Source organism: Streptomyces sp. SDT5-1 (genome assembly GCF_052245995.1).
Lineage (GTDB): Bacteria > Actinomycetota > Actinomycetes > Streptomycetales > Streptomycetaceae > Streptomyces.
In genome coordinates, this window is the sequence record NZ_CM125963.1 from 7,084,802 (window position 1) to 7,109,075 (window position 24,274).

Genomic DNA, 24,274 nt, shown 5'->3' on the forward strand with positions numbered 1-24,274 from the left:
GCGAGCATGGAACGACGCCTGTTCAGCGCCGAGCACGAGGCGTTCCGCGAGACCGTGCGCACCTTCCTCGCCAAGGAGGTGACGCCGCACTACGAGCAGTGGGAGAAGGACGGCATCGTCTCCCGCGACGCGTGGCTCGCCGCCGGGCGCCAGGGCCTGCTCGGCCTCGCCGTGCCCGAGGAGTACGGGGGCGGCGGCAACGCCGACTTCCGCTACCCGGCCGTGCTCGCCGAGGAGTTCACGCGCGCGGGCGCCGCGGGCCTCGCCGTCGGCCTGCACAACGACATCATCGGCCCGTACCTCACCTCGCTCGCCACCGACGAGCAGAAGCGGCGCTGGCTGCCCGGATTCTGCGACGGCTCGCTCATCACCGCCATCGCGATGACCGAGCCCGGCGCCGGGTCCGACCTCCAGGGCATCCGCACCACGGCCGAGGACAAGGGCGACCACTGGCTGCTCAACGGCTCGAAGACCTTCATCTCGAACGGCATCCTCGCCGACCTCGTCATCGTCGTCGCCAAGACGACCCCCGAGGGCGGCGCGCACGGCCTCTCCCTGCTCGTCGTCGAGCGCGGCATGGAGGGCTTCGAGCGCGGCCGCAACCTCGACAAGATCGGCCAGAAGGCCCAGGACACCGCCGAGCTGTTCTTCAACGACGTCCGCGTCCCGAAGGAGAACCTGCTCGGCGAGCTCAACGGCGCGTTCATCCACCTGATGACGAACCTCGCGCAGGAGCGCATGGGCATCGCCGTCGCCGCGATCGCCGCCGCCGAGCACCTCCTGGAGATCACCACCCAGTACGTGAAGGAGCGCGAGGCCTTCGGCCGGCCGCTCGCCACGAAGCAGCACATCCGCTTCGAGATCGCCGAGATGGCCACCGAGTGCGCCGTCACCCGCACGTTCCTCGACCGCTGCATCGAGGACCACTCGGACGGGCGACTCGACGCCGTGCACGCGTCGATGGCGAAGTGGTGGGCCACCGAGCTCCAGAAGAAGGTCGCCGACCGCTGTCTGCAACTGCACGGCGGCTACGGCTACATGACCGAGTACCGCGTCGCGAAGGCCTTCACCGACGGGCGCATCCAGACCATCTACGGCGGCACGACCGAGATCATGAAGGAGATCATCGGCCGTTCCCTGCTCGCCTGACCTCCCGACCCCGCCGACCCCTCGACGCCCAGCACGGCACCCTCAGCGAAAGGCACCTCCCGTGACCACAGACGCGTACGTATACGACGCGATCCGCACCCCGCGCGGCCGCGGCAAGGCCAACGGCTCCCTGCACGGCACCAAGCCGATCGACCTGGTCGTCGGCCTGATCCACGAGATCCGGGCACGCTTCCCCGACCTGGACCCGGCCGCCGTCGACGACATCGTGCTCGGCGTCGTCAGCCCCCTCGGCGACCAGGGCTCCGACATCGCGCGCACCGCCGCCATCGCGGCCGGCCTGCCGGACACCGTGGCCGGCGTGCAGGAGAACCGCTTCTGTGCCTCGGGCCTCGAGGCCGTCAATCTGGCCGCGATGAAGGTCCGTTCGGGCTGGGAGGACCTCGTCCTCGCCGGCGGCGTCGAGTCGATGTCCCGCGTCCCGATGGGCTCCGACGGCGGCGCCTGGGCGATGGATCCGATGACGGCGTACGAGACCGGGTTCGTGCCGCAGGGCATCGGCGCCGACCTCATCGCCACCATCGAGGGCTTCTCGCGGCGCGACGTCGACGAGTACGCCGCGATGTCGCAGGAGCGGGCCGCCGCCGCGGTGAAGGACGGCCGGTTCACCCGCTCGATCGTGCCGGTCAAGGACCGCAGCGGGCTCACCGTGCTCGACCACGACGAGCACCTGCGCCCCGGCACCACCGCCGACTCGCTCGGCAAGCTGAAGCCGTCGTTCAAGGACATCGGCGACCTCGGCGGCTTCGACGCCGTCGCGCTCCAGAAGTACCACTGGGTCGAGAAGATCGACCACGTGCACCACGCGGGCAACTCCTCCGGCATCGTCGACGGCGCCTCGCTCGTCGCCATCGGCTCCCGCGAGGTCGGTCAGCGCTACGACCTGACGCCGCGCGCCCGCATCGTCTCCGTCGCGGTCTCCGGCTCCGAGCCGACCATCATGCTCACCGGACCCGCGCCCGCCTCCCGCAAGGCGCTCGCCAAGGCCGGACTGACCATCGACGACATCGACCTCGTCGAGATCAACGAGGCGTTCGCCGCGGTCGTGCTGCGCTTCGTGAAGGACATGGGCCTGTCCCTGGACAAGGTCAACGTCAACGGCGGCGCCATCGCACTCGGCCACCCGCTCGGCGCCACCGGCGCGATGATCCTCGGCACCCTCGTCGACGAGCTGGAGCGCCAGGACAAGCGGTACGGCCTGGCCACGCTGTGCGTCGGCGGCGGCATGGGCATCGCCACCATCGTCGAGCGCGTCTGACCCCTCGTCCCGAAACCCCTTACGGAGCTACGCAGATGACCGAGAGCACCACCATCCGCTGGGAGCAGGACGACACCGGCATCGTCACGCTCGTCCTGGACGACCCCAACCAGTCCGCGAACACCATGAACCAGGCGTTCAAGGACTCCATCGCCGCGATCGCCGACCGCGCCGAGGCCGAGATCGCCGCGAACCCCGACGCGATCCGCGGGTTCATCTACACCTCCGCGAAGAAGACCTTCTTCGCGGGTGGTGACCTCAAGGACATGATGAAGGCGGGCCCCGAGGACGCCCAGTCGGTCTTCGAGACCGGCACCGGCATCAAGAACTCGCTGCGCCGCATCGAGACCCTCGGCAAGCCCGTCGTCGCCGCCATCAACGGCGCGGCCCTGGGCGGCGGTTACGAGATCGCCCTCGCCAGCCACCACCGCGTCGCCCTCGACGCGCCCGGCTCCAAGATCGGCCTGCCGGAGGTCACGCTCGGCCTGCTCCCCGCGGGCGGCGGCGTCACCCGCACCGTACGCCTCATGGGCATCGCCGACGCGCTCCTCAAGGTGCTGCTCCAGGGCACCCAGTACAACCCGCGGCGCGCCCTGGAGAACGGCCTGATCCACGAGGTGGCCGCGACCCGCGAGGAGATGCTGGAGAAGGCGAAGGCGTTCATCGACGCCAACCCCGAGTCGCAGCAACCCTGGGACAAGCCCGGCTACCGGATCCCCGGCGGCACCCCGTCGAACCCCAAGTTCGCCGCGAACCTGCCCGCCTTCCCGGCCAACCTGAAGAAGCAGCTGGGCGGCGCCCCCTACCCGGCCCCGCGCAACATCCTGGCGGCGGCCGTCGAGGGCTCCCAGGTCGACTTCGAGAACGCCCTCGCCATCGAGGCCCGCTACTTCACCGAGCTGGTCACGGGCCAGACGGCGAAGAACATGATCCAGGCGTTCTTCTTCGACCTCCAGGCCGTGAACTCCGGCGCCAACCGCCCCAAGGGCGTCGAGCCCCGCAAGGTGAACAAGGTCGCCGTCCTCGGCGCCGGCATGATGGGCGCGGGCATCGCCTACTCCTGCGCCCGCGCGGGCATCGAGGTCGTCCTCAAGGACGTCACCGACGAGGCCGCCGCCAAGGGCAAGGGCTACTCCGAGAAGCTGTGCGCCAAGGCCGTCAAGCGCGGCCGCACCACCCAGGAGAAGGCCGACGCGCTGCTGGCCCGCATCACCCCGGCCTCCGACCCGCAGGCCGTGGCCGGCTGCGACGCCGTCATCGAGGCCGTCTTCGAGGACCCGGCGCTCAAGCACAAGGTGTTCCAGGAGATCCAGGACATCGTCGCCCCCGACGCGCTGCTCTGCTCCAACACCTCGACGCTGCCCATCACCACGCTCGCCGAGGGCGTCGAGCGGCAGGACGACTTCATCGGCCTGCACTTCTTCTCGCCCGTCGACAAGATGCCGCTCGTCGAGATCATCAAGGGCGAGCGCACCGGCGACGAGGCCCTGGCCCGCGCCTTCGACCTCGTACGGCAGATCAACAAGACGCCCATCGTCGTCAACGACTCGCGCGGCTTCTTCACCTCGCGCGTCATCGGGCACTTCATGAACGAGGGCATCGCCATGGTCGGCGAGGGCATCGAGCCCGCGTCGGTCGAGCAGGCGGCGGGTCAGGCCGGCTACCCGGCCAAGGTGCTCTCCCTGATGGACGAGCTGACCCTCACCCTGCCCCGCAAGATCCGCGAGGAGACGAAGGCCGCGATCGTCGAGGCCGGCGGCACCTGGGAGACCCACCCGGCCGAGGCGGTCATCGACCGCATGGTCGACGAGTTCGGGCGTCCCGGCCGCAGCGGGGGAGCGGGCTTCTACGAGTACGGCGAGGACGGCAAGCGCGCCGGTCTGTGGCCGGGGCTGCGCGAGCACTTCACCAAGCCCGGCACGGAGATCCCGTTCGAGGACATGAAGGAGCGGATGCTCTTCTCCGAGGCCCTCGACACGGTCCGCCTCCTCGAGGAGGGCGTGCTCACGTCCGTCGCCGACGCCAACATCGGCTCCATCTTCGGCATCGGCTTCCCCGGCTGGACCGGCGGCGTGCTCCAGTACATCAACGGCTACGAGGGCGGCCTGCCCGGCTTCGTCGCCCGCTCCCGCGAGCTGGCCGAGCGCTACGGCGACCGGTTCCTGCCGCCCGCGCTCCTGGTGGAGAAGGCGGAGAAGGGCGAGACGTTCAAGGACTGACGTCCCGCGCGGGAGGCGGTCAGCGCTCGGCGCGGAACGCCTCCCGCAGCTCCTCCTTGAGCGAGCGCTGGAAGGCGGTCAACAGCGCCTGCACCACCAGCGGCTGCATATGGGCCGACAGCGACTTCACGTCCTGCTCGGCCCTCTGCGACACCTCGGAGCGGAACAGCCGGGCCAGCTCCTGCGCCGCCCCGCGCGAGTGCTCCACCAGGACCTCGCGCGAGGCCAGGATCGCGTCGAGCGACAGCGGTACGTCGAGGAGCTGCACGCCGAGCCTCAGCTGACCGGTGTCGCAGCGGAAGGTGTCCTCGCCCTCCGTCGTCAGCACGTCCATTGTCGCGAGCCGCGTCAGGTCCTCGTCGGACAGCTCCCGGCCCGCGTGCCGCTCCAGCTCGGCGCGGGTGAGCGTCTCGACCGTGTCGGGGGCCCAGCTCGCCACCACCGCGCGGTGGATCGCGAGGTCCTGCGCGCTGAGGTCGGCGGGCAGCTGCTCCAGGTAGCGCTCGATCGCGGCCAGCGTCATGCCCTGGTGCTGCAGCTCCTCGATGAGCGCGAGCCGGGCGACGTGCTCCGGCCCGTAGTGCCCCACCCGGCGCGGCCCGATGACCGGCGGCGGCAGCAGGCCCCGCGTGCTGTAGAAGCGGATCGTGCGCACCGTGACGCCCGCGCGGGCCGCCAGCTCGTCGACGGTGAGGGTGGGGGCCTGAGTGTCCGTCGTCATCTTCGCCTCTCGCTGCGATCCAGGTGCAACAGTATTGCTGAGACACCGACGTTGTGAAACCCGAAAGAGGCGGTCGAAGGGGCGGACGACGCCATATACGCCCCCTCCGGTTCCACGTCCAGAGGCGTCCCGTCATGTGAGAAGCGCCGCTATGTGATCTCCGCCACCGCGTCAGGGGAGATCTTCGGGGAAGGTGCACCGACGGTCCGCACGCTGTCAGGGGCGATGCGGGCCGAAGCACGTTCCGGACCCCGGTGACCCCCACGTCACCGGGCACCACAGAGTGGAACCCCTCTCGTGAGCAAGGACGCCGTCAACACGGCCATGGACGCATCGCGCACAGATGCGTCCCAGGCGCCCGCCGACGCGGGCGACGCCGGCTACAGCAAGGCCCTCAAGAGCCGCCACATCAACATGATCGCCATCGGTGGCGCGATCGGCACCGGGCTCTTCCTCGGTGCCGGAGGGCGACTGCACGACGCGGGCCCCGCCCTCGTCTTCGCCTATCTGATCTGCGGGATCTTCGCGTACTTCGTCGTGCGCGCCCTCGGTGAAATGGTCGTCTACCGGCCCTCTTCCGGTTCCTTCGTGTCGTACGCGCGCGAGTTCCTCGGGGAGAAGGGCGCCTACGTCGCCGGGTGGATGTACTTCCTTAACTGGTCGATGACGGGTATCGCGGACATCACCGCGGTCGCCCTCTACACCCAGTACTGGAGCGCCTTCACGAGCATTCCGCAGTGGGTGCTCGCGCTGATCGCCCTCGCGGTCGTGCTCGCCGTGAACCTCGTCTCGGTGAAGTACTTCGGCGAGATGGAGTTCTGGTTCTCGATCATCAAGGTGGCCACCCTCGTGGCCTTCCTGTTCGTGGGCATCTTCCTGGTCGCCACCCAGCACCCCGTGGACGGCCACACACCGGGCCTGCACATGATCACGGACAACGGCGGCTGGATGCCCAGCGGCACCATGGCCGTGGTCCTCGTGATGCAAGGTGTCGTCTTCGCGTACGCCGCCCTCGAACTGGTCGGCGTCGCGGCGGGCGAGACCGCCGAGCCGCAGAAGGTCGTCCCGCGCGCGGTGAACTCGATCATGTGGCGCGTCGGCCTGTTCTACTGCGGTTCGGTGCTGCTGCTCGCGCTGCTGCTGCCGGCCACGACGTACAGCTCCGGCGAGAGCCCCTTCGTGACGCTGTTCTCGAAGCTGGGCGTCGGCGGCGTCGGCGACATCGTGAACCTGGTCGTGCTGACCGCGGCCATGTCCTCGCTGAACTCCGGCCTCTACTCGACCGGCCGCATCCTGCGCTCCATGGCCATGTCGGGCTCCGCCCCGAAGTTCACCGCCAAGATGAACCGCAACCAGGTGCCCTTCGGCGGCATCCTGCTCACCGCGGGCGTCGGCGTCCTCGGCGTCGGCCTGAACTACCTGCTGCCCGCCGACGCGTTCGAGATCGTCATCGAGATCTCCTCGATCGGCATCATCGGCACCTGGGTCATGATCATGGTCGCCCACCTGGCGTTCGTCCGCCGGGCCAAGCAGGGCCTGGTCGAGCGCCCGAAGTTCCGGCTGCCGTTCTCGCCCGTCACCGAGATCGTCACGATCGTCTTCCTGCTCTCCGTGCTCGGCCTGATGTGGAACGACGCCGAGACCGGCCGCAAGACGCTCATGCTGATCCCGGTCGTCGCCGTGCTGCTCTTCATCGGCTGGTTCCGGGTGCGGCGCAACGTCGACCGCATCGCGACGGACGAGCTCACCAAGGTGGCCGACGGCGAGTAGCCGCCGATCCTGGCCTCCCGGTTCCGGGGCCCCACGTGCCACAGGGCGCGTTGGGGCCCCGTGCCGTGGGGGTAGGACACAGGCATGGCGTTGGCTCCGTGGGACGTACAAGTGAAGATCGGGCAGCTGGCCGCGTTCGCCGCGGCCGTCGCGACGACGCTGTTCAGATCCGCCCGTCGGCGCCGCTCCCGCGGCACGGCCGCCCCGCCGAAGGCGCCGGCGCCGCCGACCCCGCTCCCGGCCCAGGTCGTCCCCTGCCGCGCGACCGCCACCACGGCCGCCGCCGTCACCGACCTGTGCACCTGCGTCTCGGAACTCGCCTCCGACCTGGCCAAGCGCTACGCGGACGACGGCCGCCGGCCACCCGCCCCGGACGCGCATACTTGATCGGAGACAGGCAGGCTCCGTACGCGCCACGAGGAGCGGCACCCCCATGAAGCAGCACGACCCGGACCCGCCGCCGCCACCGGTGGGCGGCATCCTCTGGGACACCGCGGGCGACATCCGCGCCCTGCTCGCCCTGCCCGCCGCGTTCGTGCTCCAGGTCGCGCACCCGGCCGTCGGCGCGGGCGTCGACGACCACTCGGTGTTCCGCACCGACCCCTGGGGCCGCGGCGAGCGCTCACTGACCTCGGTGATGCTCTGGGTCTACGGGGGAGAAGCCGCGGCGGAGGAGGGGCGCAGGCTGCGCCGACTCCACCGCACGATCCGGGGCACCGACCCGCACGGCCGCCGCTACCACGCCCTCACTCCGGCCTACTACGCCTGGGTGCACGCGACCGGCTACCCCGTCTCCCGCTACGCGCGCCGCTACTTCGCCGAGCCGTTCACACCCGAGGAGGACCGGCGGTTCTACGAGGAGTGGCTGATGGTCGGCCGCATCCTCGGCATCCACGACCGTGACATGCCGCAGACGCCGGAGGAGTTCTGGCCGTACTACCGCAAGATGCTGGCGGAGGAGGTCGAGCGCAACGCGGTGGTCGCCGAACTCACGAACCCGACCCGCGCCCTGCCGCCCCCGCCGGGCCACCATCCGCTCCTGAGGTTCCTGTGGCCCGTCCTCCGCCCGGCCCTCACCCGCTCGATGAGCTTCCTGTCCGTCGGCCTCCTCCCGCCGGAGGCACGGGAGGCCATCGGCCTCCCGTGGACCCCACGTCAGGAACGGCGCCTGCGGCATGTGGCGGCGTTGGTACGCCTGGTGGCGCCGAGGCTCCCGGAGCGCTTCCGGTATCTTCCACTGGCGCGCCGGGCGAGATCCGCCGGTACTTCTCCTTCGAACCCCTAACGCTCCGCGTGCACCCCGTTCGTGGCGGCGATCCGCTTCCACGACTTGGGCTGCGCCGGAGCGGAGGCCGCGGCCGGCTGAGCCGGCTTGACCGGCTGATACAGCCACGTGTCGAACAGGTCGCCCAGCCGCTCCCCGGAGACCTTCTCCGCGTACGCCTGGAAGTCGGAGACGGTCGCATTGCCGTACGCGTGCTCCTTGGGCCAGCCCTTCAGGATCGCGAAGAAGTCCTTCTCGCCGACCTTGTTGCGCAGTGCCTGGATCGCCAGCGCGCCCCGGTCGTACACGGCCGCGTCGAACTGGTTCTCGGGGCCCGGGTCGCCCGGCTTGACCGTCCAGAACGCGTCGTCCGCCGGGTGCTGCGCGTACGTGTAGTCGGCGAGTTCCTGGGCCGTGCCCTCGCCCTCCTTCTCCGACCACAGCCACTGGGCGTAGCGGGCGAAGCCCTCGTTGATCCAGATGTCCTTCCAGCCGCGCACGGAGACGCTGTCCCCGTACCACTGGTGCGCCAACTCATGAACGACAACGGACACATTGGACCCATTGGCGAACTGCTTCGGCGAATAGAACGGCCGCGTCTGCGTCTCGAGCGCGAAACTGGACGGCACGTTCGGCACGTACCCGCCCAGCGCCTCGAACGGGTACTTCCCGTACACCGACTCCAGCCACTCGGCGACCTCGGTGGTCCGCTCCACGCTCGCCTTGGCCGCGCCCTCGTTCGCGCCGAGGTCCTTGCTGTAGGCGTTGACGACGGGCAGACCGTCGGCGGTCCTGTCGGTGGTGATGTCGAACTTGCCGACGGCCAGCGTGGCGAGATAGGTGGCCTGCGGGTGGGCGGAGCGCCAGTTGAAGCGCGTCCAGCCGAGCTTCGAACTCTGCGACTGCAACGTCCCGTTGGAGATCGCCTGCGTCCCGTCCGGCACGGCCACCGACACGTCGTACGTGGCCTTGTCGAGCGGGTGGTCGTTGGAGGGGAACCACCAGGCGGCCGCCTCCGGCTCGTTGGCCGCGACGCCGCCGTCCGGGGTGCGCTGCCAGGACGTGAAGCCCCAGAGCTTCACGTCGGACGGCTTGCCCGCGTACTTCACGACGACGGTGAACGGCGTGCCCTTCGGCAGCCCGGCCGCCGGACTCACCTGGAGCTCCTGCTCCCCGGCCTTGGCGAACGCCGCCTTCTTCCCGTTGACCCGGACCTCGCTCGCGGTGAGCCCGAAGTCGAGGTCGAAGCGGGACAGGTCCTGTGTGGCGGAGGCGAGAATCGTCGCCGTGCCCTCCAACAGGTCCGTCCTCGGCTGGTACTTGAGGCGCAGGTCGTAGTGGGAGACGTCGTACCCCCCGTTCCCGTACGTCGGGTAGTAGGGATCGCCGATCCCCGGAGCCCCCGGCTGGAAGTCGGCGGCCGAGGCCGGGATCGCCAGCATCAACGAGGCCGCGAACGCGCCGGGGACGATGAATCTGCGGTACACGAGAACTCCAAGTCATAGGAAACACGCGCAACGTGCGGCCACGGCCGGATCACGCCCGTGCCCACCCCACCGACCCTATTCAGCCCCCGCACCCCCGGCCATGTCCATGGCCCCTCCAGCCACACGATCGTCATCCGGCCGACATGTGTCTTTCCGCCCCACGGACATGACGTCACCCGCTACGGCCCTCTGTCGCCGAGGAAGCGACCCGTGTACCTTCCGCGCCATGCCGATACCTGTCAGACGCAGCCATCGCAGACCTCGCCGCTGGAGATCCCTCGCGGTCGTCGTCGTCACCGCACTGCTGGGCGCGCTCGTCGCCACCGGGACCGCCGCGTCGGCCGCCACCGCGAAGCCGACCGAGTCCAAGCCCGTCTACTCCTACGCGGACGCCGTCCGCGAGTCCGTCTGGGTCGACACCCGGCTCGACGGGGACGGTGACGGGAAGTCCGACCGGGTCGCCGTCGACATCGTCCGGCCCCGCGAAGCCGCCGCCCAGGGCCGCAAGGTCCCCGTGATCATGGACGCGAGCCCGTACTACTCCTGCTGCGGGCGCGGCAACGAGAGCCAGAAGAAGACGTACGACGCGAACGGCAACGTCGTACAGATGCCGCTCTTCTACGACAACTACTTCGTGCCCCGCGGCTACGCTTTCGTCGGCGTCGACCTGCTCGGCACCAACCGCTCCGACGGCTGTGTCGACGTCGGCGGTGCCTACGACATCGGCTCCGCGAAGGCCGTCGTCGACTGGCTCAACGGACGGGCCAAGGGCTACACCACACGGGCGGGAACCGAACGCGCCAAGGCCGACTGGACCAACGGCCGCACCGGCATGATCGGCAAGAGCTACGACGGCACGGTCGCCAACGGCGTCGCCGCGACCGGCGTCGAGGGCCTGGAGACGATCGTGCCGATCGGCGGCATCTCCTCCTGGTACGACTACTACTTCCAACAGGGCGCCCCGCTCTACGACTCCGGCCCCGAGTGGCTGTCCGACTACGTCGAGAGCCCGGCCGCCCGCGAGCGCTGCGCCGCCGTGCAGAAGCGACTCGTCGACGAGGCCCCGAGGTCAGGCGACTGGACCGGGCTCTGGCAGGAGCGCGACTACGTCAAGGACGCCGACAAGGTGCGCGCCAGCGTGTTCGTCGTGCACGGCATGCAGGACCTGAACGTCCGCGCCAAGCACTTCGGCCAGTGGTGGGACGCCCTCGCCGAGAACGGCGTCCAGCGCAAGATCTGGCTCGCGCAGACCGGCCACGTCGACCCGTTCGACTTCCGCCGCGCCGCCTGGGTCGACACCCTGCACCGCTGGTTCGACCACGAACTCCTCGGCTACGACAACGGCATCGACCGCGAGCCCATGGCCGACATCGAGCGCACCCCGGACCACTGGACCACCGACAAGGTCTGGCCGCCCCGCTCCACCGACACCACCGCGCTGCGCCCCGCCAAGGGCGACAAGCCGGGCGTCGGAACGCTCGGCCTCAAGGGCGCCTCCGGCACCGAGACGTTCACCGACAACCCGGCGCTGAGCGAGACCGACTGGGCCGCGAAGATCGACAGCCCGACCCCCGACAAGGCCGGCTTCATCAGCCGCCCGCTCTCCAAGGACCTGCGCCTGTCCGGCTCGTCGAAGGTGACCGTCACCGCCCGCTCGACGACCACCAGCGCGCACGTGAGCGCCGTCCTCGTCGACCTCGGCCCCGCCACGATCCGCGACTACGCGGGCGCCGGCGAAGGCATCACGACCGGCACGGACCGCAGCTGCTGGGGCCCGAGCACCAGCGGCGACAGCTCCTGCTTCCTGAACACCCCGACCGCGACCACCGACGTCAACTCGACGATCTTCAGCAGGGGTTGGGCCGACCTCGGCACCGCGAACGACCCGCAGCACGGCACCCCGCTCACACCCGGCAAGCCGTACACCCTCACCGTGCGGCTCGCCGCGAGCGACCACGTGATTCCCAAGGGCCACCGGCTCGCCCTGATCGTCGCCGGCACCGACAAGGACCTCATCGACCCTCCGGCCACCAAGCCGACCCTGAGCCTCGACCTCGCCCGCACCGCCGCCCGCGTCCCCGTCGTCGGAGGACCCGGCGCCTTCGCGGCCGCCACCTCGGGCTCGACCACCGCCACCCCCCATTCGACCGAGGCCGAGGGCGTCAGCCCGTACCGTCTCGACCGTCCAGTACCGGGAGGCAGCACCCGATGAGAGCACGACCCCGCACCCTCGCCCTGGCCACCGCCGTCGCGGCCCTCGCCGCGCCCCTCGTGGTGACGGGCCCCGCCAGCGCGAGCGGCGCCGCCACGGCCCCGCCCCGCACCGGCTTCGAGGAGACCCGCGGCGCCCGCTGGACCACCCAGGCCGAGGAGAAGCAGCTCCTCGCCACCGCAGACAAGGCCTCCGACCAGGTGTCCGTCTCCCGCATCGGCGAGACGAAGCAGGGCCGCCCGCTGAACCTCGTCCGCATCGGACAGCAGCGCACCGCCAACACGGTGCTGCTCATCTGCTCCCAGCACGGCAACGAGCCGTCCGGACGCGAGGCCTGTCTGACGAAGATCCGCGACCTGGCGTACACCAAGGACAAGGCGACCCAGCGTTTCCTGTCCCGTACGACCCTGCTCGTCGTGCCCACCGCCAACCCCGACGGCAACGCCGCCGACACCCGCGGCAACTCCGACGGCATCGACATCAACCGCGACCACATCGCCCTCAAGACCGCGGAGGCGCGCGCCATGGCCGCCGTCATCCGCGACCGGCGGCCGGACGTCATCTACGACCTTCATGAGTACGGGGCGACCCCCAAGTACTACGACAAGGACCTCTTCGACCTCTGGCCGCGCAACCTCAACACCGACGCCGCCGTGCACGACGAGGCCGAGTCCCTCTCCCTCGACTACGTGCGCCCTGCCGCCAACGACGCCGGATACTCCACCGGCACGTACGGCATCTGGACCGACCCCGTCACCGGCGACCCGATCAAGCAGACCGCGGGCGACGGGCAGGAGCGGATCCTGCGCAACGTCTCCGGGGTCAAGAACTCCGTCGGGCTGCTCATCGAGAGCCGCGTCGACCCGGGCACCCCCGCGGAGGAGGCCGACCCGGCGCTCGTCAACCAGCGGCGCCGCGACTCCCAACTCGCCGCGCTCGGCGGACTGTTCCGATACACCGACGAGCACCGGGGCGCGATCGAGGCCGCCACGACGGCCGCCCGCGCCAAGGGGTTCACCGACCGCGGACCCATCTACGTAGGTGGTGCGGACAACGATCCCGCGGAGGCGTCCGAGACCATCCAGGACCCGCCCTGCGGCTACCGCCTGAACGCGGAGCAATACGCCGAGTTCAAGGACGAATTGGCGCTGCACGGCCTCACCGTCCAAAAGTCGGGAAGCGGCGCCTTCGTACCGCTTCGCCAGTCCGAACGGGCCCTGGTCGCGCTGCTCCTGGACGCCCGCGCGCCGTATCACTTGACGGAAGGAGAGCCCGACACACGCTGCTGATCGGGTTACGGGAGTGTCTGGTGTGGTAGGTCGTAGTGGGTGACAAGCCCTCAGAAAACTCCCAGCGATGCTCCCGTCCCCGAGGAGGGAGCGACCGGTGAGCGGAGCCCCGCCACGGACCGGATCGTGTTCGGCGTCACCGCCGTGCTCACTCTGGCCTTCGTGGTCTGGGGCGCCGCGGCCACCGACAGTCTCGAGAGCGTCTCCGACACGCTGCTCAGTGGCCTGATGCACAACGGCGGATGGGCCTTCGTGCTCGCCGCGACCGGCTTCGTGGTCTTCGCCCTGTGGCTCGCCATGAGCCGCTACGGCAAGATCCCGCTCGGCGCGGAGGGTGAGGAGCCCGAGTTCCGCACCGTCTCATGGATCGCGATGATGTTCAGCGCGGGCATGGGCATCGGCCTGATGTTCTACGGAGTGAGCGAACCGCTCGCGCACTTCACGACGCCGCCGCCGGGCACCGATCCCGCGGACGCCGCCGAGGGCATGGAAATCGCCATGGCCACGACGCTGTTCCACTGGACGCTGCACCCGTGGGCGATCTACGCGGTCGTCGGCCTCGCCATCGCCTACAGCACGTTCCGGCGCCGCAGGCGGCAGACCATCTCGTCCGTCTTCGTTCCGCTGATCGGCGAGAAGCACGCGCACGGCTCGTGGGGCCGCGTCATCGACATCCTCGCGATCTTCGCGACGCTGTTCGGCTCCGCGGCCTCCCTCGGCCTCGGCGCGCTCCAGATCGGCGCAGGATTCAAGGCGGCCGACTGGATGGACGACGTGAGCACGGGACTCCTCGTCTCGATCATCGCGGTCCTCACCGTCGCGTTCGTCGCCTCGGCCGTCTCCGGTGTGGAGAAGGGCATCCAGTGGCTGTCGAACATCAACATGGTGCTCGCGCTGCTGCTCGCGGTGTTCCTCTTCGTCGCCGGGCCGACGATCATGCAGCTCGACATGCTGCCCACGTCCCTCGGCGCGTACCTCGACAACTTCGCGCAGATGATCGGCCGCACCGAGGCGTCGAGCGGCAAGGGCGTCGCCGACTGGCTCAGCAGCTGGACGGTCTTCTACTGGGCGTGGTGGATCTCCTGGTCGCCGTTCGTCGGCATGTTCATCGCGCGCATCAGCAAGGGCCGCACGATCCGCCAGTTCGTCGGCGGCGTGATCCTCGTGCCCTCGACCGTCAGCCTGCTCTGGTTCGCGATCTTCGGCACCACCGCGATGACCCTGAAGGACGACGGCAAGCTGGCCGGCGCCGACACCCCGGAGACCCAGCTCTTCGGCGTGCTCCAGGAGTACCCGCTCGCCACGGTCACCGGCCTGCTCGTCATGATCCTCGTCGGCATCTTCTTCGTGTCCGGCGCGGACGCGGCCTCGATCGTCATGGGCACCCTGTCGCAGAAGGGCGCGCTCGAACCGGCCAAGTTCGTCGTCATCTTCTGGGGCGTCGTGACCGGCGCCGTCGGCGCGATCATGCTGATGATCGGCAACGGTTCCGGGGACGCACTCACCGGTCTGCAGAACCTGACGATCCTCGTGGCGGCGCCGTTCGTCATCGTCATGATCGGCATGTGCTGGTCGCTCCTGCGCGACCTGCGCGCCGACCCGCTCATGGTCCGCGGCGAGATGGGCATCGAGGTCGTCGAACAGGCGGTCGTCGCAGGCCACGAGAAGTACGGCGGCGAGTTCGAGATCCGCATCGGCCCCGGCAGCAGCCTGGAGACCGAGGGCGACCCGATCGGCAAGCACCACGACGACTAGGACGCACACATAACGAACGGTATGGGGGCGTGGCCCGGACTCCGGACCACGCCCCCACCCGTGTCACCGGCTCAGCCGGCCGCGGCCAGCTCCGCGGCCTCCTCGGCGCAGCCCCAGGCCACGGTCACCCCGGCGCCGCCGTGCCCGTAGTTGTGCACCAGCGTCCGGCCCGCGCCCCGCTCCTCGCGCTCGATGCGCACCGCGGGACGCGAGGGGCGCAGACCCACCCGGTGCTCCAGGATCCGGACGTCCGCCAGCTCGGGGCGGACCGCGGCGCAGCGCTTCACGATCTCCTCGGCGGTGGCCGGATCCGGCTCGAGCGACCAGGCGTCCTCCTGCGCGGTGCCGCCGAGCAGCAGTCGGCCCGGCTGCGGCAGGAAGTACGTCGTCGCGGCGGAGGCCGGGTCGGCGGCCGTGAACCAGGTGTCGATCCCCGGGTTCTCCGCGATCACCAGCTGGCCGCGCACCGGGCGCACGGAGTCGTCCGGCACGAGTTCGCGGGAGGCGAGGCCCGTGCAGTTCACGACGGTCGGAGCGGCCTCGAACGCCTCGTCGAAGGAGGCCACCGTGCGCGGCTCGACCGCGACGCCCGCCTCGGCCAACCGGTCGCGCAGCCACGCCAGATGGGCCGGCATGTCGATCAGGGGGAGCCGCGCGGCCAGGCCCTCCGGGGTGTCGCGGAGGCCCGCCACCTCGCCGGCCCACGCGCCGAGCCCGTCGATCCGCGAGTCGCCGTGCACACCGTCGACGAGGCGTACGCCGGTCTCCTCCGGGCGCGCCGCCCACTCCTCGTAGCGCCGCAGCGAGGTCAGCGACCAGGCGCCCACCTTCGCTGTCGGATCGATGCGGTACGGCCACCACAGGCCGCCCGCGACCGCCGACGTCGTCCGCTCGGCCAGGTCCCGCGACCAGACGCGCACCGGGCGCCCGCGCCGGGCGAGTTCCAGGGCGGTGGACATGCCGATGACGCCGCCGCCGACCACGATCACTTCACTGCCGCTGTCACTGATCATCCCTGGACGCTAACGGAATCCGGCATGCCGCGCTCACACCGGGCGGCGGCTGGGAATACTCGCCTCATGGCTGCCGACGACTACGCGACCTTCGGCCTGGCACCGGCGATGCGCGCCGGTGGAGTCCTCGCGGACGGGGACTATCAAGTCCACCGGGACTTCGTGGACTTCATCGTCGACGGCCGCCCGCTGCTCTTCCAGCTCTCCGACCTCGACGCGGTGTCTCCGCTCGCCGCCGACATCCCGCCCGCGATCTTCGCACACCATGTGCGGCGGCTGCTCCTGGAGGCGGAGGCGCCGCTGCCCGGCGGGCGGTGGGTGATCTACGGGTGCCCGGAGTGCGAGGGCATCGAGTGCGGGGCGGTGACGGCGGTCATCGAGAAGGGCGGGGCGGACGGGGCGGACTACGTCTGGCGGGACTTCGCCTGGCAGACCGACGACCGGGTCGACCTCGAACTCAACGGCTACCACGGGATAGGGCCGTTCCGCTTCCGCGGCGACGAGTACCGGGCGGTGCTCGGACGGCTCCTCGACGGAGAGGCGCCGCACGTGCCGCAGCGCCGCAAGGTGCTCCTGATCGGGGCGCGGGTCGCCGTACTGGCCCGGCTCGCGGCGGCGCTGCGCACCATCGGCGTCGGGGCGGACATCACGCACGACGCGACCGGCGTCCCGCCCGACGAGCTCCGGTCGTACGGGGTGGTGGCCTTCGGCAGGGCGGTGGACGAGGCGCAACGGGCGGCGGTCCTACGGGAGTTCGAGCGCGCCGGAGTGGACGTCGTGCGCGTGGACGGCCTCGCGCCCATCGTCCCGCTCCTGGTGGCCCAGATCGAGAGCGCGCTCGACCGGGGCCCGGAGGAGCAGCGCCGCCTGACGCGGCTTGTGGCGGCGGACGGCGAGGCAGGCGTCGAGGTCACCTCCACGTGCCGCGTCCGCATCACCACGTACCGCCTGGACCGCCTCTCCCGCACCCACACCCACGAGCCCTTCGACGACGTCCTCCCCCCGGGCCGCCACCGCATACCGCTCCCGCGGAGTTCGACGCGCGGCGAATCCTTCGTGGTGGCCCGCACCCCGGACACCGTCCTGACGACCCGCATGGAACGCTGAGCCGTTACCCCTACGGGGGCGACAGCCCGCCCCCTTGCGCAGCCCACCCGCCCCTACGCCTCGGGGCTCCGCCCCGGGCCCCGCGCCTCAATCGCCGGCGGGGCTGTCATGCCGAACCGTCGTTACGCCCGCGCAGCCCACCCGTCCTTACGCCTCGGGGCTCCGCCCCGGCCCCCGCTGCTCAATCGCCGCAGGGGCTTGAATTACCCACCTGCACCGCCCCGACCAGCCCCCCCCGTCGCCCGGCCCCGTGACTCCGCCGCCCAAGATCCCACCCACCCGCCCCCTCCGGGGGCGTCGGCCCGACGGGGTGCCGCCCCTGCCACGGGCAACCGCAACGGCTACGGCTAGCCGTCCCCGACTTGGGCAACATGCCTCCCCCAGACTCCGTCCGGGGGGACCCCAGGGCGGCAGGGTGGGCAAGGCGGCGCCCGGTGCAGCCCGCACCCGCGTCAGGCGCCGACCACGGCTCGGCAAACGACGACCCCGGTGCCGCGCAATCGGACGGTAGGCGTCGACCACGGTGCGGCGACGAACCCCGGTGCCGCGCGACAATCGCCGCGTGCGCCGCCACGGCACAGGGAAGCACCCCGGCGCCACCACGCCACCCGGTCCAACGCCCCCGCTAGGATCACCCCCCTGATGACCGCGACACTCGTAGCCAAGAATCTCGCCGCAGGCCACGGCGACCGTTCGTTGTTCGGTGGGCTCGACCTCGTCGTCGCGCCCGGGGACGTGATCGGTCTCGTCGGGGCGAACGGCGCAGGAAAGTCCACGCTGCTGCGGCTCCTGGCCGGCCTCGCCACCCCCGAGGACGGCGACGTACGGCTCTCCCCGCCGACCGCCACCGTCGGCCACCTCCCGCAGGAGCCCGACCGCCGCCCCGGCGAGACGATCCGCGCGTTCCTGGCCCGCCGCACCGGCGTCGCGGAGGCGCAGCGCGTCATGGACGAGGCCACCCAGGGCCTCGTCGACGGCGCACCCGGGGCCGACGACGCGTACGCCACCAGCCTCGAGCGCTGGCTGAGCCTCGGCGGCGCCGACCTCGACGAACGCGCCGACGAGGTCGCGCAGCAGCTCGGCCTCGACGTCGCCCTCGACCAGACGATGACGTCCCTGTCCGGCGGCCAGGCCGCCCGCGCGGGCCTCGCCTCCCTCCTCCTGTCCCGCTACGACGTCTTCCTCCTCGACGAGCCGACCAACGACCTCGACCTGGACGGCCTGGAGCGCCTGGAGACGTTCGTGCGCGGCCTGCGCGCCGGCACCGTGGTCGTCAGCCACGACCGCGAGTTCCTCACCCGTACCGTCACCAAGGTCCTCGAACTCGACCTCATCCAGCAGCAGATCAACCTCTACGGCGGCGGCTACGACGCCTACCTGGAGGAGCGGGACGTCGCGCGCCGCCACGCGCGCGAGGAGTACGAGGAGTACGCCGACAAGAAGGCTGCCCTCGAAGGCCGCGCCCAGATGCAGCGCGCCTGGATGGACAAGGGCGTCAAGAACGCGCGCCGCAAGGCCACCGACAGCGACAAGATCGGCCGCAAGTTCCGCAGCGAGGCCAGCGAGAAGCAGGCCGCGAAGGCCCGGCAGACGCAGAAGATGATCGAGCGCCTCGACGTCGTGGACGAGCCCCGCAAGGAGTGGGAGCTGCGCATGGAGATCGCGTCGGCGCCGCGCTCGGGCGCGGTCGTGGCGTCCCTGCGCGACGCCGAACTGCGGCGCGGCGACTTCGCCTTCGGCCCGGTCTCCGTACAGATCGACTGGGCGGACCGCGTAGCGATCACCGGGGCGAACGGTTCGGGGAAGTCGACCCTGCTCGCCGCGCTCCTGGGCCGGATCCCGCTCGACTCCGGTCACGGCACGCTCGGTTCCGGCGTGGTCGTCGGCGAGGTCGACCAGGCCCGCGCCCTGTTCCACGGCCCGGAGACGCTCCTGGAGGCGTTCGGCGCGGCCGTCCCCGCGATGGAACCGGCCGACGTCCGTACGCTGCTCGCCAAGTTCGGCCTGAAGGCGGACCACGTGCTGCGCCCCGCCGCGACCCTCTCGCCGGGCGAACGCACCCGCGCCGCGCTCGCCCTCCTCCAGGGCAGGGGCGTCAACCTGCTGGTCCTGGACGAGCCGACGAACCACCTCGACCTCCCGGCGATCGAGCAGCTGGAGTCGGCCCTCGCCGGTTACGAGGGCACGCTCCTCCTGGTCACGCACGACCGCAGGATGCTGGACGCCGTCCACACGACGAGGCGCCTGGAGGTGGCCTCCGGCAAGGTGGCGGAGGCCTGAGAACGGGCGGAGGGGGCTGTGCGGTCGACCGCACAGCCCCCTCCGTTCGAGCCCCTGTCGCTAGGCCAGCCCCGCCTTGCGCAGCGCGTCCGCCATCGCCGAGTTCGCGGGAGCCGGCGCCGGACGGCCCCTGCCGCCACCGGAGCCGCCGGAACCACCGGAACCGCCCCGGCCGCCCTGCCGGTTCTGCCGCGGCGGCTTGCGGTCGCCGCCCCGGTCACCGCGCGGGCCGCGGTCGCCGCGCTCACCGCGTCCCCCGGCCCCGCCGGAGGCCTTCTCGTCGTCGAGCCGCAGCGTCAGCGAGATCCGCTTGCGCGGCACGTCGACGTCGAGGACCTTCACCTTCACGATGTCGCCGGGCTTCACGACGTCCCGCGGGTCCTTGACGTACGTACGGGAGAGCGCGGAGACGTGCGCGAGGCCGTCCTGGTGCACGCCGACGTCGATGAACGCCCCGAAGGCGGCCACGTTCGTGACGACGCCCTCCAGGATCATCCCCGGCTCCAGGTCGGAGATCTTCTCGACGCCCTCCTTGAAGGTGGCCGTCTTGAAGGCGGGCCGCGGGTCGCGCCCCGGCTTCTCCAGCTCCTTGAGGATGTCCGTCACCGTCGGCAGACCGAACGTCTCGTCCACGAAGTCGGCGGGCTTCAGCGAGCGCAGCGTCCCCGTGTCGCCGACCAGCGAGGCGACCTCGCCGCCCGTCGACTTCGCCATCCGGCGCACCACCGGGTACGCCTCCGGGTGCACGGACGACGCGTCCAGCGGGTCGTCGCCGCCGCGGATGCGCAGGAAGCCCGCGCACTGCTCGTACGCCTTCGGGCCGAGCCGGGCGACGTCCTTGAGGCCCTTGCGGTTGGTGAAGGGTCCGTTCGCGTCGCGGTGCGCCACGATGTTCTCGGCGAGCCCCGAGCCGATGCCGGACACGCGCGCGAGGAGCGGCGCGGACGCGGTGTTCACGTCCACGCCGACGCCGTTCACACAGTCCTCGACCACGGCGTCCAGCGAGCGCGACAGCTTCACCTCGCTGAGGTCGTGCTGGTACTGGCCGACGCCGATCGACTTCGGGTCGATCTTGACCAGCTCGGCGAGCGGGTCCTGGAGGCGGCGCGCGATGGAGACGGCCCCGCGCAGCGAGACGTCCATGTCGGGCAGCTCCTGCGAGGCGAACGCGGACGCCGAGTACACGGAGGCGCCCGCCTCGCTCACCATCACCTTGGTGAGCTTCAACTCCGGGTGCTTGGCGATGAGTTCACCGGCGAGCTTGTCGGTCTCGCGGGACGCCGTGCCGTTGCCGATCGCGATCAGGTCGACCGCGTGCTCCTTGGAGAGCTTGGCCAGCTTGGCGATCGCCTCGTCCCAGCGGTTGGCCGGCACGTGCGGGTGGATGACGTCGGTGGCGACGACCTTGCCCGTGGCGTCGACGACCGCGACCTTCACGCCCGTACGGAAACCGGGGTCGAGGCCCAGCGTCGCGCGCGTGCCCGCGGGGGCGGCGAGCAGCAGGTCCCGCAGGTTCGCCGCGAACACCTTGACCGCCTCGTCCTCCGCGGCGGTGCGCAGCCGGGTCCGCAGGTCGAGGCCGAGGTGCACCTGGATGCGCGTGCGCCAGGCCCAGCGGACCGTGTCCGCCAGCCACTTGTCGCCCGGCCGCCCCTGGTTCCTGATCCCGAACCGGTCGGCGATGATCGGCTCGTACGAGGAGGCTCCCTCCTCGACGGCCTCCTCCGGCTCCAGGGCGAGCTCCAGCACGTCCTCCTTCTCGCCGCGCAGCATCGCGAGGACGCGGTGCGAGGGCAGCTCGGTGAAGGGCTCCGCGAAGTCGAAGTAGTCGGCGAACTTGGCGCCGGCCTCCTCCTTGCCGGGCTTCACCTTCGCCGCGAGCCGGCCGCGCCCCCACATGCGCTCGCGCAGCTCGCCGATCAGGTCGGCGTCCTCGGAGAACCGCTCGGTGAGGATCGCGCGGGCCCCGTCGAGCGCGGCCTGCGCGTCGGCGACGCCCTTGTCGGCGTCCACGAACGCCGCGGCGGCGGCCTGCGGCTCCACCGACGGGTCGCCGAGCAGCCCCTCCGCCAGCGGCTCGAGCCCCGCCTCGCGCGCGATCTGCGCCTTCGTGCGCCGCTTCGGCTTGAAGGGCAGGTAGATGTCCTCCAGGCGCGCCTTGGTGTCGGCGGCGCGGATCTGGGCCTCCAGCTCCTCGGTCAGCTTGCCCTGCTCGCGCACGGAGTCGAGGACGGCGGTGCGCCGCTCCTCCAGCTCGCGCAGGTACCGCAGCCGCTCCTCGAGGGTGCGCAGCTGGGCGTCGTCGAGGGACTCGGTCGCCTCCTTGCGGTAGCGGGCGATGAAGGGCACCGTCGAGCCGCCGTCAAGCAGCTCGACCGCGGCCTTCACCTGCCGCTCCCGTACGCCGAGCTCCTCGGCGATCCTGCTCTCGATGGACCCGAGCCCGGATCCAGCAGTGGTGCCAACTGTGGGTGTCGCCACGATTCCCGTACCGCCTATGTCGACTGAGGTTGCGCGGCAATTGTGGCAGGTGGCACCGACACTCGGGGATCAGGGCGGCTAGACGCGGCGCGCGCCTCCGGACCGCGATGCGCCTCCGAACAGGCGGGCGAGTGCGCGGAACGGCAAGGTCACGACGGTCGCGATGGCCCCGGCGATCTGGCGCAGGACGTCGGCGATGGCACGGAACATGCGGATTCTCCTCTCGTGTGTCCCGGCCACGTCTCCCGGCGGCCGGAACACCCGAGTACCTCGCTGAGCGCCGCGCAGACCTCAGGCGGCCTTCCCGATCAGATCGGCGGGGAAGGCCCCGTTGCCGAGGGCCGCGCCGACGAACTCCGTCGCGAGTTCGGTGAGGCGGGCGACGCCGGTCTCGCCGAGGTGGTCGTAGGGCGCGCGGTCGAGGGCGTCGGTGCGGTGCTCGATCTCCGCGCGCAGGGCCACGCCCTCCTCGGTGAGCGTCAACTCCTCGTCGGCGGTCAGCAGTCCACGCGCGCGGAGCCGCTCGGCCGCGGCGTCGTACTCGGCCCTGTCCCAGCCGCGGGTGGCCAGCAGCCACTTGGGGGCCATGCCCTTGCCGGTGGCGACGTGGCTGACGAGGGCCTCGACCGGGTCGAGCTCGGCGCCGAGGAGGACGGCGATGTGCCCGTCGCCGCGGTGCTCGCGCAGCAGCGTGGTGGCGTGCCAGTACGCCAGGTGCGGGGCGTCGGGCACGTCGAGGTCGGCGTGGGCGGCGTACAGGGGGCGGGCGTGGCGGGTGCACGCCTCGGTGGCGCGCAGCGCGAGTTCGGCGGCCTCGGCCATCTCGGGGGAGGCGATCCGCTCCTCGCCGAGGAGGCGGCGCAGCGTCGAGTCGACGGCACGCGCGCGTGCCGCGAGCACCGCCTCCGGGGAGGCGGTCTCCCACACGGCGGGCACGTGCCGGGCGACCAGTTCGTGGTTGAAGTTGTAGAACGTCGAGGTCACGGTGCCGGCTCCGACGGCGCCCATCGGGGCGGACCGCGCGGCGAGGTAGGCGGCGCTGGAGTCGGTCACGCCGATGGCGGCCAGCTCCTTGCCCAGGTCGGGCGAGAAGTAGTGCGTGGAGTGGAACGGGTTGAGCACGTTGTGACAGCGGCGGGCGGCGCGCAGGCGGGGGTCTGTGGTCATGTCCGTACGTTACCGACCAGTCGGTACGAGCGGGAGTACGGGTGCCCGGCCCATGGCAGAAAAGGTGGGGAAGTCGTCATTGCGGCCATGACGGCGCGGCCCGAAGAATGAGCCGCATGCCGCCGCGAACCGTCCTGGTCCTCCTCTTCGACGACGTGCAGAGCCTCGACGTCACGGGTCCCGTCGAGGTCTTCTGCGGCGCGGGTGACGGCTACCGGATCCGCACCGTCTCGCTCGACGGCGCCCCCGTCCGCACCTCCAGCGGCCTCACCCTGACCCCGGACCACGCCCTCGCGGACGCGCCCGCCGCGCACACCCTCCTGGTCCCCGGCGGCGAAGGCACCCGCGACCCGGACCCGCGCCTCATCGCCTGGCTGCGCGAGCGGTCCCCGCACGCCCGGCGCACCGTCTCGGTGTGCACCGGCGCGTTCCTGCTGGCGCGCGCCGGGCTCCTGGACGGCCGCCGCGCCACGACGCACTGGGCGTACTGCGACGCCCTCGCCCGCCACCACCCGGACGTCACCGTGGACCCCGACCCCGTCTACGTACGGGACGGCCACGTGGCGACGTCGGCGGGCGTGACCGCGGGCATCGATCTCGCGCTCGCCCTCGTCGAGGAGGACCACGGCAGGGGCCTCGCCCTGGAGATCGCCCGCGCCCTCGTCGTGTTCCTGCGGCGTCCCGGGAACCAGGCCCAGTTCAGCACCCAGCTGGCCGCCCAGACGGCCCGCAGGGAGCCGTTGAGCGAGGTGCAGCGGTGGATCACCGAGCACCCGGGCGCCGACCTCTCCGTCCCGGCGCTCGCGGCGCGCGCCCGGCTCTCGCCGCGCCACTTCGCCCGCGCCTTCCGTGCCGAGACGGGCCTGACGCCGGGCCGCTACGTCGAGCGCGTCCGCGTCGAGCACGCCCGCCGCCTCCTGGAGGACACCACGGGCGGCGTCGAGGAGATCTCCCGGTCCAGCGGCTACGGCACACCGGAGGCCATGCGCCGCGCCTTCCTCAAGACCCTCGGCACCTCACCGGCCGAGTACCGCCGCCGGTTCCACGCGCCCGTCGGCCCGTGACCGGCCCGAACCGAAAGGCA

At 71.4% G+C, this 24,274-nt stretch carries 18 protein-coding genes; 12 read left to right on the forward strand and 6 right to left on the reverse strand.

Annotated features, from left to right (window positions below; translation table 11 throughout):
• Positions 1–6 precede the first annotated feature (6 nt).
• The 3 genes from ACTWJ8_RS32465 to ACTWJ8_RS32475 all read left to right on the forward strand — a co-directional run bounded on the left by ACTWJ8_RS32465 (position 7) and on the right by ACTWJ8_RS32475 (position 4,644).
• Positions 7–1,149, forward strand: a complete 1,143-nt coding sequence (locus tag ACTWJ8_RS32465) for an acyl-CoA dehydrogenase family protein (RefSeq protein ID WP_443261140.1) — start codon at positions 7–9, stop codon at positions 1,147–1,149.
• Positions 1,150–1,210: 61 nt separating this feature from the next.
• Complete coding sequence (locus ACTWJ8_RS32470) at positions 1,211–2,425, forward strand: acetyl-CoA C-acetyltransferase (protein WP_356373694.1); 1,215 nt, start codon at positions 1,211–1,213, stop codon at positions 2,423–2,425.
• A gap of 35 nt (positions 2,426–2,460) precedes the next feature.
• On the forward strand, positions 2,461–4,644 hold the full coding sequence (locus ACTWJ8_RS32475) for a 3-hydroxyacyl-CoA dehydrogenase NAD-binding domain-containing protein (protein ID WP_443261141.1): 2,184 nt from the start codon (positions 2,461–2,463) through the stop codon (positions 4,642–4,644).
• A 19-nt stretch (positions 4,645–4,663) separates the two neighbouring features.
• Here ACTWJ8_RS32475 and ACTWJ8_RS32480 read toward each other — a convergent pair whose 3' ends face one another.
• Positions 4,664–5,365, reverse strand: a complete 702-nt coding sequence (locus ACTWJ8_RS32480) for a MerR family transcriptional regulator (RefSeq protein ID WP_356373692.1) — start codon at positions 5,363–5,365, stop codon at positions 4,664–4,666.
• A gap of 297 nt (positions 5,366–5,662) precedes the next feature.
• Between ACTWJ8_RS32480 and ACTWJ8_RS32485 the strand changes: the two genes are divergently transcribed.
• From ACTWJ8_RS32485 to ACTWJ8_RS32495, 3 genes are all read left to right on the forward strand, one after another.
• Positions 5,663–7,135 carry an amino acid permease gene (locus tag ACTWJ8_RS32485; RefSeq protein WP_356373691.1) on the forward strand — a complete coding sequence of 491 codons (1,473 nt, stop codon included), beginning with the start codon at positions 5,663–5,665 and terminating at the stop codon, positions 7,133–7,135.
• A gap of 84 nt (positions 7,136–7,219) precedes the next feature.
• A complete protein-coding gene (locus ACTWJ8_RS32490; RefSeq protein WP_356373690.1) occupies positions 7,220–7,522 on the forward strand; it encodes a hypothetical protein in 303 nt (100 codons plus the stop codon).
• A gap of 46 nt (positions 7,523–7,568) precedes the next feature.
• Positions 7,569–8,420 carry an oxygenase MpaB family protein gene (locus tag ACTWJ8_RS32495; RefSeq protein WP_443261142.1) on the forward strand — a complete coding sequence of 284 codons (852 nt, stop codon included), beginning with the start codon at positions 7,569–7,571 and terminating at the stop codon, positions 8,418–8,420.
• Here the strand turns inward: ACTWJ8_RS32495 and ACTWJ8_RS32500 are convergent.
• On the reverse strand, positions 8,417–9,886 hold the full coding sequence (locus ACTWJ8_RS32500) for a M1 family metallopeptidase (protein WP_443261143.1): 1,470 nt from the start codon (positions 9,884–9,886) through the stop codon (positions 8,417–8,419). The genes ACTWJ8_RS32495 and ACTWJ8_RS32500 overlap by 4 nt on opposite strands.
• 226 nt (positions 9,887–10,112) lie before the next feature.
• On the opposite strand from ACTWJ8_RS32500, the gene ACTWJ8_RS32505 reads away from it, so the two are divergent.
• Genes ACTWJ8_RS32505 through ACTWJ8_RS32515 form a run of 3 tightly spaced genes read left to right on the forward strand, consistent with a single transcriptional unit; the run spans position 10,113 to position 15,142 of the window.
• Positions 10,113–12,098 carry a Xaa-Pro dipeptidyl-peptidase gene (locus ACTWJ8_RS32505; RefSeq protein WP_443261145.1) on the forward strand — a complete coding sequence of 662 codons (1,986 nt, stop codon included), beginning with the start codon at positions 10,113–10,115 and terminating at the stop codon, positions 12,096–12,098.
• Entirely contained in the window at positions 12,095–13,387 is a 1,293-nt protein-coding gene (locus tag ACTWJ8_RS32510) for a M14 family metallopeptidase (protein ID WP_443261146.1), read from the forward strand. Before ACTWJ8_RS32505 ends, ACTWJ8_RS32510 begins: the two co-directional genes overlap by 4 nt.
• Before the next feature lie 39 nt (positions 13,388–13,426).
• The gene (locus tag ACTWJ8_RS32515) at positions 13,427–15,142 is read left to right on the forward strand and encodes a BCCT family transporter (RefSeq protein WP_443261147.1); all 1,716 of its coding nucleotides are present in this window, start codon (positions 13,427–13,429) and stop codon (positions 15,140–15,142) included.
• A 71-nt stretch (positions 15,143–15,213) separates the two neighbouring features.
• Here the strand turns inward: ACTWJ8_RS32515 and ACTWJ8_RS32520 are convergent, their stop codons facing one another.
• Positions 15,214–16,155 (reverse strand): FAD-dependent oxidoreductase, encoded by a 942-nt coding sequence (locus ACTWJ8_RS32520; RefSeq protein ID WP_443261148.1) that lies wholly within the window; start codon positions 16,153–16,155, stop codon positions 15,214–15,216.
• Between the two features lie 66 nt (positions 16,156–16,221).
• Here ACTWJ8_RS32520 and ACTWJ8_RS32525 point away from each other — a divergent pair, with 66 nt between their 5' ends.
• Positions 16,222–17,262 carry an oxidoreductase gene (locus tag ACTWJ8_RS32525; protein ID WP_443261149.1) on the forward strand — a complete coding sequence of 347 codons (1,041 nt, stop codon included), beginning with the start codon at positions 16,222–16,224 and terminating at the stop codon, positions 17,260–17,262.
• Between the two features lie 642 nt (positions 17,263–17,904).
• Positions 17,905–19,542 (forward strand): ABC-F family ATP-binding cassette domain-containing protein, encoded by a 1,638-nt coding sequence (locus ACTWJ8_RS32530; protein WP_443261151.1) that lies wholly within the window; start codon positions 17,905–17,907, stop codon positions 19,540–19,542.
• 60 nt (positions 19,543–19,602) lie between these two features.
• On the opposite strand, the gene ACTWJ8_RS32535 is transcribed toward ACTWJ8_RS32530, so the two are convergent.
• The 3 genes from ACTWJ8_RS32535 to ACTWJ8_RS32545 form a co-directional block, all read right to left on the reverse strand.
• Positions 19,603–22,023, reverse strand: coding sequence for a Tex family protein (locus ACTWJ8_RS32535; protein ID WP_443261152.1), 2,421 nt, complete (start codon positions 22,021–22,023; stop codon positions 19,603–19,605).
• Positions 22,024–22,101: 78 nt separating this feature from the next.
• On the reverse strand, positions 22,102–22,233 hold the full coding sequence (locus tag ACTWJ8_RS32540) for an LPFR motif small protein (protein WP_443261153.1): 132 nt from the start codon (positions 22,231–22,233) through the stop codon (positions 22,102–22,104).
• Positions 22,234–22,314: 81 nt separating this feature from the next.
• Positions 22,315–23,190, reverse strand: coding sequence for an SCO6745 family protein (locus tag ACTWJ8_RS32545; protein ID WP_443261154.1), 876 nt, complete (start codon positions 23,188–23,190; stop codon positions 22,315–22,317).
• A gap of 116 nt (positions 23,191–23,306) precedes the next feature.
• Between ACTWJ8_RS32545 and ACTWJ8_RS32550 the strand changes: the two genes are divergently transcribed.
• Positions 23,307–24,254 (forward strand): GlxA family transcriptional regulator, encoded by a 948-nt coding sequence (locus tag ACTWJ8_RS32550; RefSeq protein WP_443261155.1) that lies wholly within the window; start codon positions 23,307–23,309, stop codon positions 24,252–24,254.
• Positions 24,255–24,274: the final 20 nt, after the last annotated feature.

Excerpts from the sequence above, each read along its gene's own strand:
- ACTWJ8_RS32550 (WP_443261155.1), top strand. The coding sequence starts at position 23,307 with ATGCCGCCGCGAACCGTCCTGGTCCTCCTCTTCGACGACGTGCAGAGC.
- ACTWJ8_RS32545 (WP_443261154.1), bottom strand. The coding sequence starts at position 23,190 with ATGACCACAGACCCCCGCCTGCGCGCCGCCCGCCGCTGTCACAACGTG.
- ACTWJ8_RS32505 (WP_443261145.1), top strand. The coding sequence starts at position 10,113 with ATGCCGATACCTGTCAGACGCAGCCATCGCAGACCTCGCCGCTGGAGA.
- ACTWJ8_RS32465 (WP_443261140.1), top strand. The coding sequence starts at position 7 with ATGGAACGACGCCTGTTCAGCGCCGAGCACGAGGCGTTCCGCGAGACC.
- ACTWJ8_RS32490 (WP_356373690.1), top strand. The coding sequence starts at position 7,220 with ATGGCGTTGGCTCCGTGGGACGTACAAGTGAAGATCGGGCAGCTGGCC.
- ACTWJ8_RS32530 (WP_443261151.1), top strand. The coding sequence starts at position 17,905 with ATGACCGCGACACTCGTAGCCAAGAATCTCGCCGCAGGCCACGGCGAC.
- ACTWJ8_RS32475 (WP_443261141.1), top strand. The coding sequence starts at position 2,461 with ATGACCGAGAGCACCACCATCCGCTGGGAGCAGGACGACACCGGCATC.
- ACTWJ8_RS32495 (WP_443261142.1), top strand. The coding sequence starts at position 7,569 with ATGAAGCAGCACGACCCGGACCCGCCGCCGCCACCGGTGGGCGGCATC.
- ACTWJ8_RS32525 (WP_443261149.1), top strand. The coding sequence starts at position 16,222 with ATGGCTGCCGACGACTACGCGACCTTCGGCCTGGCACCGGCGATGCGC.
- ACTWJ8_RS32510 (WP_443261146.1), top strand. The coding sequence starts at position 12,095 with ATGAGAGCACGACCCCGCACCCTCGCCCTGGCCACCGCCGTCGCGGCC.
- ACTWJ8_RS32480 (WP_356373692.1), bottom strand. The coding sequence starts at position 5,365 with ATGACGACGGACACTCAGGCCCCCACCCTCACCGTCGACGAGCTGGCG.
- ACTWJ8_RS32520 (WP_443261148.1), bottom strand. The coding sequence starts at position 16,155 with ATGATCAGTGACAGCGGCAGTGAAGTGATCGTGGTCGGCGGCGGCGTC.
- ACTWJ8_RS32540 (WP_443261153.1), bottom strand. The coding sequence starts at position 22,233 with ATGTTCCGTGCCATCGCCGACGTCCTGCGCCAGATCGCCGGGGCCATC.